At 70.7% G+C, this 14,635-nt stretch carries 11 protein-coding genes; 7 read left to right on the plus strand and 4 right to left on the minus strand.

The window, feature by feature from the left end:
- The first annotated feature begins 205 nt into the window (after window positions 1-205).
- On the plus strand, window positions 206-3,211 hold the full coding sequence (locus OG452_RS26195) for a bifunctional [glutamine synthetase] adenylyltransferase/[glutamine synthetase]-adenylyl-L-tyrosine phosphorylase (RefSeq protein WP_327298016.1): 3,006 nt from the start codon (window positions 206-208) through the stop codon (window positions 3,209-3,211).
- On the opposite strand, the gene OG452_RS26200 is transcribed toward OG452_RS26195, so the two are convergent.
- The 3 genes from OG452_RS26200 to OG452_RS26210 all read right to left on the minus strand — a co-directional run bounded on the left by OG452_RS26200 (window position 3,199) and on the right by OG452_RS26210 (window position 6,914).
- On the minus strand, window positions 3,199-4,134 hold the full coding sequence (locus OG452_RS26200) for a phosphatase PAP2 family protein (protein WP_327298017.1): 936 nt from the start codon (window positions 4,132-4,134) through the stop codon (window positions 3,199-3,201). The two genes, OG452_RS26195 and OG452_RS26200, sit on opposite strands and share 13 nt — an antisense overlap.
- Before the next feature lie 67 nt (window positions 4,135-4,201).
- Entirely contained in the window at window positions 4,202-5,263 is a 1,062-nt protein-coding gene (locus OG452_RS26205; protein ID WP_327298018.1) for a LacI family DNA-binding transcriptional regulator, read from the minus strand.
- A 25-nt stretch (window positions 5,264-5,288) separates the two neighbouring features.
- Window positions 5,289-6,914, minus strand: a complete 1,626-nt coding sequence (locus OG452_RS26210) for a glycoside hydrolase family 13 protein (RefSeq protein ID WP_327298019.1) — start codon at window positions 6,912-6,914, stop codon at window positions 5,289-5,291.
- Window positions 6,915-7,209: 295 nt separating this feature from the next.
- Between OG452_RS26210 and OG452_RS26215 the strand changes: the two genes are divergently transcribed.
- The 6 genes from OG452_RS26215 to OG452_RS26240 all read left to right on the plus strand — a co-directional run bounded on the left by OG452_RS26215 (window position 7,210) and on the right by OG452_RS26240 (window position 13,853).
- Entirely contained in the window at window positions 7,210-8,481 is a 1,272-nt protein-coding gene (locus OG452_RS26215; RefSeq protein WP_327298020.1) for an extracellular solute-binding protein, read from the plus strand.
- 99 nt (window positions 8,482-8,580) lie between these two features.
- Window positions 8,581-9,561 (plus strand): carbohydrate ABC transporter permease, encoded by a 981-nt coding sequence (locus OG452_RS26220; protein WP_327298021.1) that lies wholly within the window; start codon window positions 8,581-8,583, stop codon window positions 9,559-9,561.
- Window positions 9,562-9,592: 31 nt separating this feature from the next.
- Window positions 9,593-10,501, plus strand: a complete 909-nt coding sequence (locus OG452_RS26225; RefSeq protein ID WP_327298022.1) for a sugar ABC transporter permease — start codon at window positions 9,593-9,595, stop codon at window positions 10,499-10,501.
- A gap of 52 nt (window positions 10,502-10,553) precedes the next feature.
- On the plus strand, window positions 10,554-12,206 hold the full coding sequence (locus OG452_RS26230; RefSeq protein ID WP_327298023.1) for a glycoside hydrolase family 13 protein: 1,653 nt from the start codon (window positions 10,554-10,556) through the stop codon (window positions 12,204-12,206).
- Entirely contained in the window at window positions 12,203-13,225 is a 1,023-nt protein-coding gene (locus OG452_RS26235; RefSeq protein ID WP_327298024.1) for a LacI family DNA-binding transcriptional regulator, read from the plus strand. The genes OG452_RS26230 and OG452_RS26235 overlap by 4 nt, the downstream gene beginning before the upstream one ends.
- Before the next feature lie 280 nt (window positions 13,226-13,505).
- Window positions 13,506-13,853, plus strand: coding sequence for a 5-carboxymethyl-2-hydroxymuconate Delta-isomerase (locus OG452_RS26240; RefSeq protein WP_327298025.1), 348 nt, complete (start codon window positions 13,506-13,508; stop codon window positions 13,851-13,853).
- Window positions 13,854-13,883: 30 nt separating this feature from the next.
- On the opposite strand, the gene OG452_RS26245 is transcribed toward OG452_RS26240, so the two are convergent.
- Window positions 13,884-14,609: a TetR/AcrR family transcriptional regulator gene (locus tag OG452_RS26245; RefSeq protein ID WP_327298026.1), complete on the minus strand. Its 726-nt coding sequence runs from the start codon at window positions 14,607-14,609 to the stop codon at window positions 13,884-13,886.
- Window positions 14,610-14,635: the final 26 nt, after the last annotated feature.

Here is a 14,635-nt window from a genome sequence, read left to right on the forward strand (position 1 = left end):
CGGTGGATCCCGGCGGGCAGCCGGTTCTCCGGCCGCCGGGGACCAGCCGCCCGCCCTCTGCCTCGTTGAGCGCCCGGTCGACCCCTGAGCGCCGCGTCACACGATGTGGCAGCGCCACCTCGGCCCCCTGCGACTACGCTCGGAACCGGACTTCGATCAACCGGTGTTCCGAGCAACCGGGTGCCACGTGACGAGAGGCGGCAGCATGAGCGTGCCGGGACGCAGAGGCAGTACGTTCACCCGGCTGCTCCGGCACGGTTTCACCGACCCCGCGGCGGCCGAGCGGCTGCTCGACGCCCCCGAGCTGGCCTCCGTACGCGATGACTCCGTCCTGCTCGACGCGCTCGGTGCCACCGCCGACCCCGACCTCGCCCTGAACGGCCTGGTCCGCATGGTCGAGGCCCAGCAGCCCGACGAGCGGCAGACGCTCCTCGACACGCTGATCGCGGCCAAGCCGCTGCGCGACCGGCTGCTCGGGGTGCTCGGCGCGTCCGAGGCGCTCGGTGACCACCTGGCGCGCCACCCGCACGACTGGCACGCCCTCGTCACGTACGAGACCTCCGATCTGCATCCCGGCGTTCCCGAGTTCGAGGAAGGCCTCGCGGAGGCGACGGACGCGGTGGAGCTGCGGATCGCCTACCGGCGGTGTCTGCTGGCCATCGCGGCCCGGGACGTCTGCGGCACCACCGACGTGCGGGAGGCCGCCGCCGAACTGGCCGACCTGGCCACCGCCACCCTGCGCGCCGCCCTCACCATCGCGTCGGCCGCCGCCCCCGAGGACGCCGCGCTCTGCCGCCTCGCCGTCGTCGCGATGGGCAAGTGCGGCGGCCACGAGCTCAACTACGTGTCCGACGTGGACGTCATCTTCGTCGCGGAGCCCGTCGAGCCCACCGGCATCGGCGAGGCCGCCGACGAGGCCGGGGCCATGCAGGCCGCCACCCGGCTCGCCGCCCACCTCATGCGGATCTGCTCCGACACCAACATCGAGGGCACCATCTGGCCCGTCGACGCGAACCTGCGGCCCGAGGGACGCAACGGACCGCTGGTCCGTACGCTCTCCAGCCACCTCGCCTACTACGAGCGCTGGGCCAAGACCTGGGAGTTCCAGGCGCTCCTCAAGGCCCGTGCGGTCGCGGGCGATCCGGCGCTCGGTGCTGAGTACACCGACGCGGTCGGACCCCTGGTGTGGCAGGCGTCCGAGCGCGAGAACTTCGTCGCCGACGCCCAGAAGATGCGCCGCCGGGTCATCGACAACATCCCTCCGGCCCTCGTCGACCGCGAGCTGAAACTCGGGCCCGGTGGGCTGCGGGACGTGGAGTTCGCCGTCCAGTTGCTCCAGCTCGTGCACGGCCGGAACGACGCGACCCTGCGCAGCGGCAACACCCTGGACGCCCTGGCGGCCCTGGCGGCCGGCGGCTACGTGGGCAGGACCGACGCGGCGCAGCTCGACGCGGCCTACCGCTTTCTGCGGGCCATGGAGCACCGGATCCAGCTGTACCGCCTCCGGCGCACCCATCTGGTGCCGGACGACCCGGCGGACCTGCGCAGGCTCGGGCGCTCGCTGGGACTGCGAACCGACCCCGTCGCCGAACTCACCAGGGTGTGGAAGCGCCACGGGGCGGTCGTCAGGCGGCTGCACGAGAAGCTCTTCTACCGGCCGCTCCTGGACGCCGTCGCGCAGCTGGCGCCCGGCGAGATCCGGCTCAGCCCCAGGGCGGCGGGCCAGCGCCTCGAAGCGCTCGGTTACGCGGACCCGGCCGGCGCCCTGCGGCATCTGGAGGCGCTGTCCTCCGGGGTCTCCAGGAAGGCCGCCATCCAGCGCACCCTGCTGCCCGTGCTGCTCGGCTGGTTCGCGGACTCCGCCGACCCGGACGCCGGGCTGCTCGGCTTCCGCAAGGTCTCCGACGCGTTGGGCAAGACCCCCTGGTACCTGCGGCTGCTGCGGGACGAGGGCGCCGCCGCCGAGAATCTCGCCCGGGTCCTCTCGGCCGGCCGGCTCGCCCCCGACCTGCTGCTGCGCGCCCCGGAGGCTGTCGCGCTGCTCGGTGCGCGGGGCGGGCTCGAACCGCGCCCCCGGGAGATCCTGGAGCAGGAGGTCCTGGCGGCCGTCGGCCGTGCCGAGAGCCCCGAGGGGGCTGTCGCGTCCGCGCGCGGGGTGCGCCGCCGCGAACTGTTCCGTACCGCGGCCGCCGACCTCATCGACTCGTACGGCACCGAGGAGAACCCGGCGGAATCGGACCCCGGGGCGCTGGTCGACCGGGTCGGCAACGCCGTCACCGATCTGAACGCCGCCACCATCGCGGGCGCGCTGCGGGCCGCCGTACGGGCGCAGTGGGGTGAGACCCTGCCCACCCGGTTCGCGGTCATCGGTATGGGCCGCTTCGGCGGCCACGAGCTGAGCTACGGCTCGGACGCCGACGTGCTCTTCCTGCACGAGCCGCGGGACGGCGTGGACGACCAGGAGGCCGCCCGCGCCGCGAACGCCGTCGTCGCCGAGATGCGCAGGCTCCTCCAGCTGCCGACCACCGACCCGCCGCTGATGATCGACGCGGATCTGCGCCCCGAGGGCAAGAGCGGCCCGATGGTGCGGACACTGGCCTCCTACGCCGCGTACTACCGGCGCTGGTCGGGCGTCTGGGAGAGCCAGGCGCTGCTGCGCGCCGAGCCGATGGCCGGCGACATGGAGCTGGGCCGCGGTTTCGTCGAGCTGATCGACCCGCTGCGCTATCCCGTCGAGGGGCTCGGGGACGACGCCGTACGCGAGATCCGCCGTCTCAAGGCGCGGATGGAGTCCGAGCGGATGCCGCGCGGCGCCGACCCGACGCTCCACGCGAAGCTGGGCCGGGGCGGGCTCAGCGACGTGGAGTGGACCGTGCAGCTGCTGCAGATGCAGCACGGCTGGGTGGTGCCGGGGCTGCGGACCACCCGTACCCGGACCGCGCTGGCCGCCGCGCACGCCGCGGAGCTGATCTCCACGGAGGACGCGCAGACGCTGGACGAGGCGTGGGTGCTGGCGTCACGGGTGCGCAACGCGGTGATGCTGGTGCGGGGGAGGGCCGGTGACACGTTCCCATCGGACGGGCGGGAGCTGGCCGCGATGGCCCGGTACCTGGGGTACGAGACGGGGCACGTGGGGGACATGCTGGATGACTACCGGCGTGCGACCAGGCGTGCGCGGGGGGTTATGGAGGAGCTGTTCTACGGGGCGTAGGGGCGGGTGCCGTGCGGGCTGTCCGATTCCGCCGGTACAGGCTTCAGCGTGCCGTGGATGCCCTGGGTGAACGTGCCGCCCGCTCTGCCGCCCCCTCTGACCTTCTCCGGAACCCTTGGGAGCCGGTGCGGCAGTGCTCCGTACCAGGCGTACGAGAGGCCCGTGCCGAAGGTCAGGCACAGGACGCCGCCCACCGCGTCCAGCCAGAAGTGGTTCGCCGTCCCGACGATCACGAGAAGGGTCAGGGCCGGGTACAGCAGGCCCAGGATCCGGGCCCACGGGGCGCGGGCCAGCGCGAAGATGATCAGGCCGCACCAGAGGGACCAGCCGATGTGCATCGAGGGCATCGCCGCGTACTGATTCGACATGTTCTTGAGGTTGCCCGAGGCCATCGAACCCCAGGTGTGGTGCACCAGCACCGTGTCGACGAAGTGGCTGTTGTTCATCAGGCGCGGTGGCGCCAGCGGGAACAGGTAGTAGCCAGCCAGCGCCACGGCGGTCGTCGCGAAGAGCGCCAGGCGGGCCGCCGCGTAGCGCCCCGGATGGAAGTGGAACAGCCACACCAGGACGCTGACGGTCATGATGAAGTGCAGTGTCGCGTAGTAGTAGTTCATCGAGACGATCAGCCATGTCACCGAATTGAGCGCATGGTTGATGTTCTCCTCGGCCGAGATGCCGAGAATGTGCTCGGCGCGCCAGATCCAGTCCGCGTTGCGCAGCGCCTCCGCCTTCTGCTCCGGTACCGCGTTGCGGATCAGGGAGTAACCCCAGTAACTCACCGCGATGAGCAGTACTTCGAACCAGATGCGGGGGCGGCGCGGCGCACGCAGACGCCCGAGGAATGAGATGTGAGGCTCCTTGGCCACGACGGGTGACGCGGTGGCCGAATGGCCGTCCAGTGTCTTCACAGTCGTTTCACCCATAGGGGAAGAGTCTGCCAGAACTCGGCTTCCCACAGATCATCCCTCGGTAGGGGCGCGCTCGCACCCGCTACGCCTTGTTGACGTCCTCACCCCGGGATACCGGGCCTGCCGCGGATCCCGGCGCGGCCGCCGTGGAGCCACGGACTACCAACTCGGTCATAAAGACGAATTCGCTGTGCGGTGCGGGGGTGCCGCCGACCTCTTCGAGCAGGGTGCGGACGGCTGCCTGGCCCATGGCGGTGACCGGCTGCCTGATGGTGGTCATCGGCGGGTCGGTGAACGCTATGAGCGGGGAGTCGTCGAAGCCGACCACGGAGATGTCGCGCGGAACGTCGAACCCCAGCTGGCGGGCGGCCCTGATGGCACCGAGTGCCATCATGTCGCTGGCGCAGATCACCGCCGTACAGCCCGACGCGATGAGTTCGGACGCCGCCGCCTGGCCGCCCTCCAGCGTGTACAGCGAGTGCTGGATCAGCTTCTCGCTCTCGGCCGCCGGCAGCCCGAACCTGGCCTGCATCTCGGCCTGGAAGCCCTCGGTCTTGCGCAGCACGGGCACGAAGCGCCGCGGCCCGAGCGCCAGCCCTATCCGGGTGTGGCCGAGCGACGCGAGGTGGGTGACGGCCAGCCGCATCGCCGCGCGGTCGTCGGGTGAGATGAAGGGCGCCTGCACCTTCGGCGAGAAGCCGTTGACCAGGACGTACGGCACACCCTGGGCGCGCAGCTGCTCGTAGCGCCGCATGTCGGCCGTGGTGTCCGCGTGCAGTCCCGAGACGAAGATGATGCCCGCGACGCCGCGTTCCACCAGCATCTCGGTGAGCTCGTCCTCGGTGGAGCCGCCGGGTGTCTGGGTGGCCAGGACCGGCGTATACCCCTGCCGGGTCAGGGCCTGGCCGATGACCTGGGCCAGCGCGGGGAAGATCGGGTTCTCCAGCTCCGGCGTGATCAGACCGACCAGACCCGCGCTCCGCCGGCGCAGCCGTACCGGGCGTTCGTAGCCGAGTACGTCGAGGGCGGCGAGTACGGACTCGCGGGTGGCCGCCGCTACCCCGGGCTTGCCGTTGAGGACCCGGCTCACCGTCGCTTCGCTGACCCCCGCCTGAGTTGCGATGTCGGCAAGCCGTGCGGTCATGGGAAGGGACTGTACCGGGCGGGTGTCAGATTGCCCACCAGGTGCAGGAATCACCGGGAATGCGCACCGATTCACCGGAGATGTCCGGCGCGGCCGACGAGAGCAGCGGCCTTCCCGGTACGCGCAGTTCGACAGCGCCAGGCAGGGTGTTGACGGTGCAGACGAAACCCGGCCGGGTGAAGGCGAGCACCCCGTCGGGTCCTTCGAGCCAGCTCATCGGACCGTCGCCCAGACCGTCCACCCGGCGCCGGAGCGCGAGCGCGGCGCGGTACAGCTCCAGTGTCGATCCGGCGTCCCCGGTCTGCGCCGCCACGGAACGTGCCCCCCAGTCCTCCGGCTGCGGCAGCCATCCCGGGCCGGGCCCGAAACCGTACGAAGGCCCTTCACCGGTCCAGGGGATCGGCACCCGGCAGCCGTCCCGCAGCCCGTCCTGTCCCGCGCCGCGGAAGAACGACGGGTCCTCGCGCAGTTCGTCGGGCAGGTCGGTGACTTCGGGCAGCCCCAGCTCCTCACCCTGGTAGAGGTAGACGGAGCCGGGCAGCGCCAGCATCAGCAGCGCGGCGGCGCGGGCCCTGCGCAGCCCGGCCGCGCCGTCCCCGTACCGCGTCACATGGCGTACGACATCGTGGTTGGAGAGCACCCAGGTGGTGGGCGCCCCCACCGACGCCGTCGCGGCCAGCGAGTCGTCCACCACCGCGCGCATCGCCGCCGCGTCCCAGGGGCACCGCAGGAACTGGAAGTTGAAGGCCTGGTGCAGTTCGTCCGGGCGTACGTACAGGGCGAGGCGCCCGGCGGACGGGGCCCACGCCTCGGCGACGCCGATGCGTTCCCCCGGGTAGGAGTCGAGCAACTTCCGCCAGGAGCGGTGGATCTCGTGCACCCCGTCCTGGTCGAAGAAGGGGAGCGTCTGGGAGCCGATCATCCGCACCTGCTCGGCGGTGCCGATGTCGGGCAGCCCGGCCGCCTTGACCATGCCGTGCGCCACATCGACCCGGAACCCGTCCACGCCGCGCCCGCCGAGCTCCAGCCAGAACCGCAGGACCGAATCGAACTCCGCACGCACCTCCGGGTTCTCCCAGTTGAGGTCGGGCTGCTCGGGGGCGAAAAGATGGAGGTACCAGGCGCCGTCGGACACCCGCGTCCAGGCAGGGCCGCCGAATACCGACTGCCAGTCATTCGGCGGCAGTTCACCGTCCGCGCCGCGGCCGGTCCTGAAGTGGTAGCGCGCGCGGGCCGGGCCGCCGGCGGCCAGCGCCTCCCTGAACCACACATGCCGGTCCGACGTGTGGTTGGGGACCACGTCCACGATCACCCGCAACCCCAGCCGGTGCGCCGCGCGCAGCAGCGATTCGGCGTCGGCCAGCGTCCCGAACAGCGGGTCGACGACCCGGTAGTCAGCGACGTCGTAGCCTCCGTCGGCCTGCGGCGACGCGTAGAAGGGGGTGAGCCAGACCGCGTCGGCCCCCAGCTCCACGAGGTACGGCAGCCGCTCCTCGATGCCCCGCAGATCGCCGATGCCGTCACCGTCGCTGTCCGCGAAGGACCGCACGTACACCTGGTAGATGACGGCGTCCCGCCACCATCGGGTGCGGGCCCCGGATGCGGTGGCCGCGCCGGTGAGCTGCTGCGTCTGCTGCGTCTGCTGCGTCATGGGGGTTGGGTCCCTTTCGGAAGGCTGCAACGTACGGGAACAACGCCGGTGCCCCTCCGAAAGTAACAGCCTTGCAAGGGCTTGCGAAGGCCGCCGCGACCCGCGCCGCAGCCCTGGAAGAGCCCCAATGCCCTGTTTGACAAGGGCCATCACGGCAACCGTGCGGACACGCCGAGGTAACGAAGACGAGTTCTTGCAGAAATTCTTCGCAAGGTCTTTCGGTCGTCTTTCATCCTTGTTACGTTCCTCGACGACCCGGAGCCGTGATGGAACGGCACCCCTCGAAGGAGTTCACATGCGACGTGGCATAGCGGCCACCGCCCTGGTCGCGGCCCTGGCGCTCGCGGCGACGGCCTGCGGCGGCGACAGCGGCAGCGGCAAGGCGGACGGTGTCACCACCATCACCTGGTGGGACACCTCGAACGCCACGAACGAGGCCCCGACCTACCGGGCTCTGGTCAAGGAGTTCGAAGCGGCGAACAAGGGCATCAAGGTCACCTACGTCAACGTCCCCTTCGACCAGGCGCAGAACAAGTTCGACACGGCCGCCGGCGCCAAGGGCGCCCCGGACGTGCTGCGCTCCGAGGTCGGCTGGACCCCCGCCTTCGCCAAGAAGGGCTACTTCCTCCCGCTGGACGGCACCGAAGCCCTCAAGGACAAGGCGCACTTCGAGCCCAACCTGCTGAAGCAGGCCCAGTTCGACGGCAAGACCTACGGTGTCCCGCTGGTCACGGACACTCTCGCCTTCGTCTACAACAAGGCGCTCTTCGCCAAGGCCGGCATCACCAAGGCCCCCGCCACCTGGGGCGAGCTGAAGAGCGACGCCGCCGCGGTCAAGTCGAAGGCGAAGGTCGACGGCTACTGGGCCAGCACCGCCGGCTACTACGCACAGCCCTTCCTGTACGGCGAGGGCACCGACACCGTCGACCTCGCGCACAAGAAGGTCACCATCGCCGGCGCTCCAGCGGTCAAGGGCCTGCAGACCTGGAAGGGCCTCTTCGACGGCCCCGGTCTGCACAAGGCGGACACCACGGCCGACGCCTACGCCCACCAGCAGGACGCCTTCGTCAACGGCAAGGTCGCCTCGATCATCCAGGGGCCCTGGGAGATCACGAACTTCTACAAGGGCTCGGCCTTCAAGGACAAGAAGAACCTCGGCATCGCCACCGTCCCGGCCGGCTCCACCGGCAAGGCGGGCGCCCCGACCGGCGGCCACAACCTCGCCGTCTACGCGGGCTCCGACAAGGCGCACCAGGCCGCGTCGCTGAAGTTCCTGAACTTCATGACCTCGGCGAAGAGCCAGGAGCAGATCGCGCTCAAGAACTCCACGCTGCCGACCCGCTCCGACGCCTACACCGCCGAGGTGACGGCCGACCCCGGCATCGCCGGCTTCCAGAAAGTTCTCAGCGCCTCGCAGCCGCGTCCCGAACTGCCCGAGTACAGCTCGCTCTGGGGCCCGATGGACACCGAACTGCCCAAGGTCGCCGACGGCAAGGAATCGCTCCAGGACGGGGTCAAGGCCCTGAACGACGCCATGGCCAAGCTGGTCCCCGGCTTCACCGAGTGAGCCCCGGCCGCCGGGTCCGTGCACCGCACTGATCCGGCGGCCGCCCGACCGTGTCCGCGACGTCGCACCAACCCCGAACTCCCCTGAAAAGGTGTCAAGATGACCGTTGCCGTCGCAGGCGCGGGCCCGGAGCGCCCTACGCCGGCGCAGCGCATCAAGCAGTCCTGGCAGAAGCACTGGTACGCCTACGCGATGGCGGCCCCGGTCGTCGTCGTCCTCGGTGTCCTGGTGGGCTATCCGCTGGTCCAGGGCCTCTACCTCACCCTGACCGACGCGAACAGCCTCAACTCGGCCCGCACCATCGGCGTCAACCACATCGACGCCACCTACAAGTTCATCGGGCTGCACAACTACGCGGACATCCTCTGGGGGCCGACCGCCTGGGACCGCTTCTGGTCCCACTTCCTCTGGACCATCGTCTGGACCGCCGCCTGTGTGGCCCTGCACTACTGCATCGGCCTCGGCCTGGCCCTGCTGCTCAACCAGAAGCTGCGCGGCCGGACCTTCTACCGGATGCTCCTGATCCTGCCCTGGGCGGTGCCGACGTTCGTCACCGTCTTCTCCTGGCGGATCATGCTCGGTGACTCCGGCATCGTGAACTCGGTACTCGGCGGCCTCCACCTTCCCCAGCCCGCCTGGCTGGAGGAGCCGCACTTCCAGCAGCTCGCCGCGATCATCGTCAACACCTGGTGCGGCGTGCCGTTCATGATGGTGTCGCTGCTCGGCGGGCTCCAGTCGATCTCCGCCGACCTGTACGAGGCCGCCGAGATGGACGGCGCCGGCCCCTGGCAGCGCTTCCTCAACGTCACTCTGCCCGGCCTGTGTTCGGTGAGCTCCACCGTCGTCCTGCTCGGCATCATCTGGACGTTCAACCAGTTCGCCATCATCTTCCTGCTGTTCGGCAACGGCGCACCGGACGCCCAGATCCTCGTCACCTGGGCCTACCGCCTCGGCTTCGGCCAGCAGCCCAGGGACTACGCCCAGTCCGCCGCGTACGGCGTGCTGCTGCTCTCCATCCTGATCGTCTTCACCTCCTTCTACCGGCGCTGGCTGGCCCGTAGCGAGAAGGCCGGCAGCTGAGACCGTCCGGACACAAGAAGGCAGGAAGCCGATGACGACCCTCACCACAGACCCCACCCCGGCGGAGCGGACACCACCGCCCGTACGGCGCCCCGCCCGCACCGTCCGCCGCGACCGGCCGAGCCGCCGGGCCACCGTGCTCTCGCACACCGCGCTCAGCATCGCGAGCCTGATCGCGCTCTTCCCGATCGCCTGGCTGGCCTTCCTCTCGCTGGGCCCCGACAAGAGCGACTATCTGCACCCGGGCCGGATCTGGTCCAAGATCTCGTTCTCCAACTACTCGTTCGTCCTGGAGCACACCCGCTTCTTCACCTGGCTCGGCAACACCGCCCTGATCGCCGTCGCGACCAGCGTCATCGGCGTCTTCATGGCCGCCACCGCGGGCTACGCCGTCTCCCGTATGAGGTTCCCCGGCCACAAGAAGCTGATGTGGCTGCTGCTGGTCACCCAGATGTTCCCAGTGGCCGTCCTGATGGTGCCGATGTACGTGATCCTCGCGGACCTCGGCCTCATCGACACGTTCGGCGCACTGATCCTGGTGTACTGCTCCACCGCCGTGCCGTACTGCGCCTGGATGCTCAAGGGGTACTTCGACACCATCCCGTACGAGATCGACGAGGCGGGGCGCGTCGACGGGCTGAGCCCCTTCGGCACCTTCTGGCGGCTCATCCTGCCGCTCGCCAGGCCGGGTCTCGCGGTGGCCGGGTTCTACACCTGCCTGACCGCCTGGGGCGAGGTCGCCTTCGCCTCGACGTTCATGCTCGACGACAGCAAGTACACGCTCGCGGTGGGCCTCTCCAGCTTTGTCAGTGAGCACGACGCCCAGTGGAACTACATGGCCGCCACCGCTGTCCTCATCGCCATCCCCGTCTCCGTCATCTTCTACCTGGTGCAGAAGCACCTGGTCACAGGCTTGACGGCGGGCGGGACCAAGGGCTGAGCCGCGCCCCTTCCGTACGCCCCACGACGCAACTGACTCACCCAGGGAAGACATGACTCAGCACTCCGCCGCCCCTGCCGCCGCCCCGACGACCGACGCCCGCACCGGCTGGTGGAGGGACGCGGTGATCTACCAGGTCTATCCGCGCAGCTTCGCCGACAGCAACGGCGACGGCATGGGCGACCTCGAAGGCGTCCGCAGCCGGCTGCCGTACCTGCGCGACCTCGGCGTCGACGCCGTCTGGCTCTCGCCGTTCTACGCGTCGCCGCAGGCCGACGCCGGGTACGACGTCGCCGACTACCGGGCCATCGACCCCATGTTCGGCACGCTCATGGACGCCGACGCGCTGATCCGCGACGCCCACGGCCTCGGCCTGCGGATCATCGTGGACGTGGTGCCCAACCACTCGTCGGACCAGTACGAGTGGTTCAAGCGCGCCATCGGCGACGGCCCCGCTTCCCCGCTCCGCGACCGCTACCACTTCCGCGAGGGCAAGGGCGAGGACGGTGAACTCCCGCCCAACGACTGGGAGTCCGTCTTCGGCGGTCCGGCCTGGACACGGGTGTCCGACGGCTCCTGGTACCTCCATCTCTTCGCCCCCGAGCAGCCGGACCTCAACTGGGAGAATCCGGCGGTAGCCGACGAGTTCCGCTCGATCCTGCGGTTCTGGCTCGACATGGGCGTCGACGGATTCCGGGTCGACGTCGCCCACGGGCTCGTCAAGGCGCCAGGCCTGCCCGACCTCGGCACCACCGAGCAGCTCCGGCTGCTCGGCAATGACGTCATGCCGTTCTTCGACCAGGACGGTGTCCACGAGATCTACCGGTCCTGGCGCACGATCCTCGATGAGTACCCGGGGGAGCGGATAGCCGTCGCCGAGGCGTGGACGCCGACCGTGCAGCGCACCGCCCACTACGTACGCCCCGACGAGCTGCACCAGGCGTTCAACTTCCAGTACCTGGGCACCCACTGGGACGCCGGCGAGCTGCGCGAGGTCATAGATGTATCGCTCGCCGCGATGCTGCCGGTGGGCGCGCCCGCCACCTGGGTGCTCTCCAACCACGACGTCACCCGGCACACCACCCGCTTCGCCAACCCCCCGGCCGGCACCCAGATCCGCACCCCCGGTGACCGGGAGCTGGGCCTGCGGCGGGCCCGTGCGGCGACCCTGCTGATGCTGGCGCTGCCCGGCTCGGCCTACCTCTACCAGGGGGAGGAGCTGGGCCTCCCGGACGTCACCGACCTGCCCGACGAGGTCAGGCAGGACCCGTCGTTCTTCCGCGCGGCAGGCCAGGACGGATTCCGCGACGGCTGCCGGGTGCCGATCCCGTGGACCGCGGAAGGCTCCTCGTACGGCTTCGGCAGCGGCGGCAGCTGGCTCCCGCAGCCCTCGGGCTGGGGCGCGCTGAGCGTCGAGGCGCAGACCGGCGACCGCGGTTCCACCCTGGAGCTGTACCGTGGCGCGCTCGCCCTGCGCCGGGAGCTGCCGGGCCTGGGGGCCGGCGAGTCCGTCGACTGGGTTCCCGGCACCCCGGACGGAGTGCTGGCGTTCACCCGTCCCGGCTTCCACTGCACCGTCAACACCACCGGCCGACCCGTACGTCTGCCCGTGCCCGGCCGGATGGTGCTGGCCAGCACCGAAGTCACCCTGTCGGAAGGCGAGTTCGAGCTGCCCGCGGACAGCACCGTCTGGTGGTCGGTGTGAGCGCACCGCCCCGGCTCGCGCACATCGCCGCGCAGGCCGCCGTCAGCGAGGCCACCGTGAGCCGGGTACTCAACGGAAAGCCGGGCGTCGCGGACTCCACGCGCCAGCGGGTGCTCGCGGCGCTCGACGTCCTCGGTTACGAACGGCCGGTACGGCTGCACCGGCGCAGCGCGGGCCTGATCGGCCTGGTGACCCCCGAGCTGACCAACCCCATCTTCCCGGCCTTCGCCCAGGCCGTGGAGCAGACGCTCGCGGGCCACGGCTACACCCCGGTCCTCTGTACGCAGATGCCGGGCGGCGCCACCGAGGACGAACTGGTCGAGCAGCTGGTGGAGCGCGGGGTGGGCGGCATCGTCTTCCTCTCCGGGCTGCACGCCGACACCTCGTCGGACCCCGCGCGGTACGCCGGCCTCGCGGAGCGCGGGGTGCCGTTCGTCCTGATCAACGGCTACAACGAGCGGATCAGCGCGCCCTTCGTCTCGCCCGACGACCACGCGGCGGCCCATATGGCCGTGCGCCACCTCGCGGACCTGGGGCACCGCAGGATCGGTCTGGCGGTCGGGCCGCCCCGCTATGTGCCGTCGCGCCGCAAGCGAGAGGGGTTCATCGAGGCGGTGGCGGCCCGGCTCGGCCAGTCGGCGGAGGAGGCCGGAGCCCTGGTCCAGCACACCCTGTTCAGCGTCGAGGGCGGCCGGGCCGCGGCGGGCGCGCTGTTCGACCAGGGGTGCACGGCCGTGGTCTGCGGCAGCGACATGATGGCGCTTGGCGTCGTACGGGCGGCCCGCGAACGCGGCCTCGAAGTCCCCGACGACGTCTCGGTGGTCGGTTTCGACGACTCGCAGCTGATCGCCTTCACCAGCCCGCCGCTGACCACGGTCCGCCAGCCCGTCCAGGCGATGGCCGCGGCGGCGGTCGGCGCGCTCCTTGAGGAGATCGGCGGCAACCCCGTCCAGCGCACGGAGTTCGTCTTCCAGCCCGAGCTGGTGGTACGGGGGTCCACGGCCCGCCGCACCGGCTGAGAGCCTGTCGGGTGACCTCTGACCGGGCGGGCACGCCCTGGCACGCACGCTTCCCGCGTTGCCGAAATGCCCTGGTAGCTCCGCTACGAGGGCCTCCCGTCGCCTTGGAATCGCACGCACCAGACCGCGTCCGCTGTCCGATCGAAGGCCACCCGACAGGCTCTGACCGGCGGGGGGGACCGGCGTGCGAGGCTGGGCGGTGGCAGCGCGCCGCTCCGCCCTGCCGACCGGACCGGACGCCGTCCGTTCCGGACCGGAAGCCCGCCAGGAGGAATCCGCCATGCCGCAGATCACCGTCGAGTACTCCGAGTCCCTGGAGGACGCCTTCGACCGCAGAGGCTTCGTACTCGGCCTGCACCCGGTCGTCGTGGAGACGGTCTCCGCCACGCTCCCCGCCTGCAAGACGAGGTTCGTCAGGACGGCCGGGTTCGTCGCGGGCGACGGCGCGGGTGACGACGCCGTGGTGCACGTGGAGATCGCGCTGCTGGCCGGCCGTACCGACGAGGCCAAGGCGCGGCTGAGCGAGGCGGTGCTCGATGTCGTACGCCACCACCTGAAGCCCACGCAGAGCACGGTGCACCTCTCCGCCGAGACCCGCGATCTGGACGCGTCCTACCGCAAGGCCTGAGCGCGGGCCGGGTGTTCCCGCGGGCCGTCCTCAGCCGGTGCGCTGGGCGGGGAGTTCCGTCGCGGGCAGCGGCGCCAGCGAGAGCAGCCGGCCGACCAGGTCCCCGAACGGCCCGTCGGCGGGCTCCTCGCTCAGTATCCGGCGTACGACCGCCGCCATCTCGGTGTCGTACGCCGCGCTCACCGCGGCCAGCGCGGCGAAGTCGTGCACCAGCTGCAATTCCAGCTCGGACCGCGGAATGCTCCGCCCGTCGAGCCAGATCAGCGCGGTCGACTCGGCGAGCGACACCCACGACCTGACCACCAACTGGAGCCTGGCGGGCGGCTCCTGGACGTCCAGATGGGACAGGATCTGGAGATACGCGGTGGTGCGGACCTCGTCGATCATCGCGTTGGTGGTGGTGGAACCCACGGCGGGGCCGCCGCGCATCAGCGCGGCGAAGCCGGGCCCGTGCTCCTCGACGAAGTCGAAGAACCGCTCCATCACCCGCAGCAGCCGCGCCCCCAGCGGCCCTTCGCGCGGCTCGACGAACCGCTCGGCCAGCTCGTCGGCCGCGCGGCGCAGCGCCGCCTCGTACAGGCTCTGCTTGCCGGGGAAGTAGTGGTAGACGAGCGGCCGTGAAATGCCCGCGGCCGCGGCTATCTCGTCGATGGAGACATCGTCGGGGGAGCGGTGGCTGAACAGTTCGAGCGCGACGCTGATCAGCTGCTGCCTGCGCTCTTCGACGCCCAATCTGCGGCGTACCCCGGTCGTCATATGAACAGGGTACCGATTGTGGTGCC

This window comes from Streptomyces sp. NBC_01197 (assembly GCF_036010505.1).
In the GTDB taxonomy this organism is placed as follows: domain Bacteria; phylum Actinomycetota; class Actinomycetes; order Streptomycetales; family Streptomycetaceae; genus Streptomyces.

What these genes read in the sequence shown, in the direction of transcription:
- OG452_RS26195 (WP_327298016.1), top strand. Translation starts at nt 206, where the DNA reads ATGAGCGTGCCGGGACGCAGAGGCAGTACGTTCACCCGGCTGCTCCGG.
- OG452_RS26200 (WP_327298017.1), bottom strand. Translation starts at nt 4,134, where the DNA reads ATGGGTGAAACGACTGTGAAGACACTGGACGGCCATTCGGCCACCGCG.
- OG452_RS26205 (WP_327298018.1), bottom strand. Translation starts at nt 5,263, where the DNA reads ATGACCGCACGGCTTGCCGACATCGCAACTCAGGCGGGGGTCAGCGAA.
- OG452_RS26210 (WP_327298019.1), bottom strand. Translation starts at nt 6,914, where the DNA reads ATGACGCAGCAGACGCAGCAGACGCAGCAGCTCACCGGCGCGGCCACC.
- OG452_RS26215 (WP_327298020.1), top strand. Translation starts at nt 7,210, where the DNA reads ATGCGACGTGGCATAGCGGCCACCGCCCTGGTCGCGGCCCTGGCGCTC.
- OG452_RS26220 (WP_327298021.1), top strand. Translation starts at nt 8,581, where the DNA reads ATGACCGTTGCCGTCGCAGGCGCGGGCCCGGAGCGCCCTACGCCGGCG.
- OG452_RS26225 (WP_327298022.1), top strand. Translation starts at nt 9,593, where the DNA reads ATGACGACCCTCACCACAGACCCCACCCCGGCGGAGCGGACACCACCG.
- OG452_RS26230 (WP_327298023.1), top strand. Translation starts at nt 10,554, where the DNA reads ATGACTCAGCACTCCGCCGCCCCTGCCGCCGCCCCGACGACCGACGCC.
- OG452_RS26240 (WP_327298025.1), top strand. Translation starts at nt 13,506, where the DNA reads ATGCCGCAGATCACCGTCGAGTACTCCGAGTCCCTGGAGGACGCCTTC.
- OG452_RS26245 (WP_327298026.1), bottom strand. Translation starts at nt 14,609, where the DNA reads ATGACGACCGGGGTACGCCGCAGATTGGGCGTCGAAGAGCGCAGGCAG.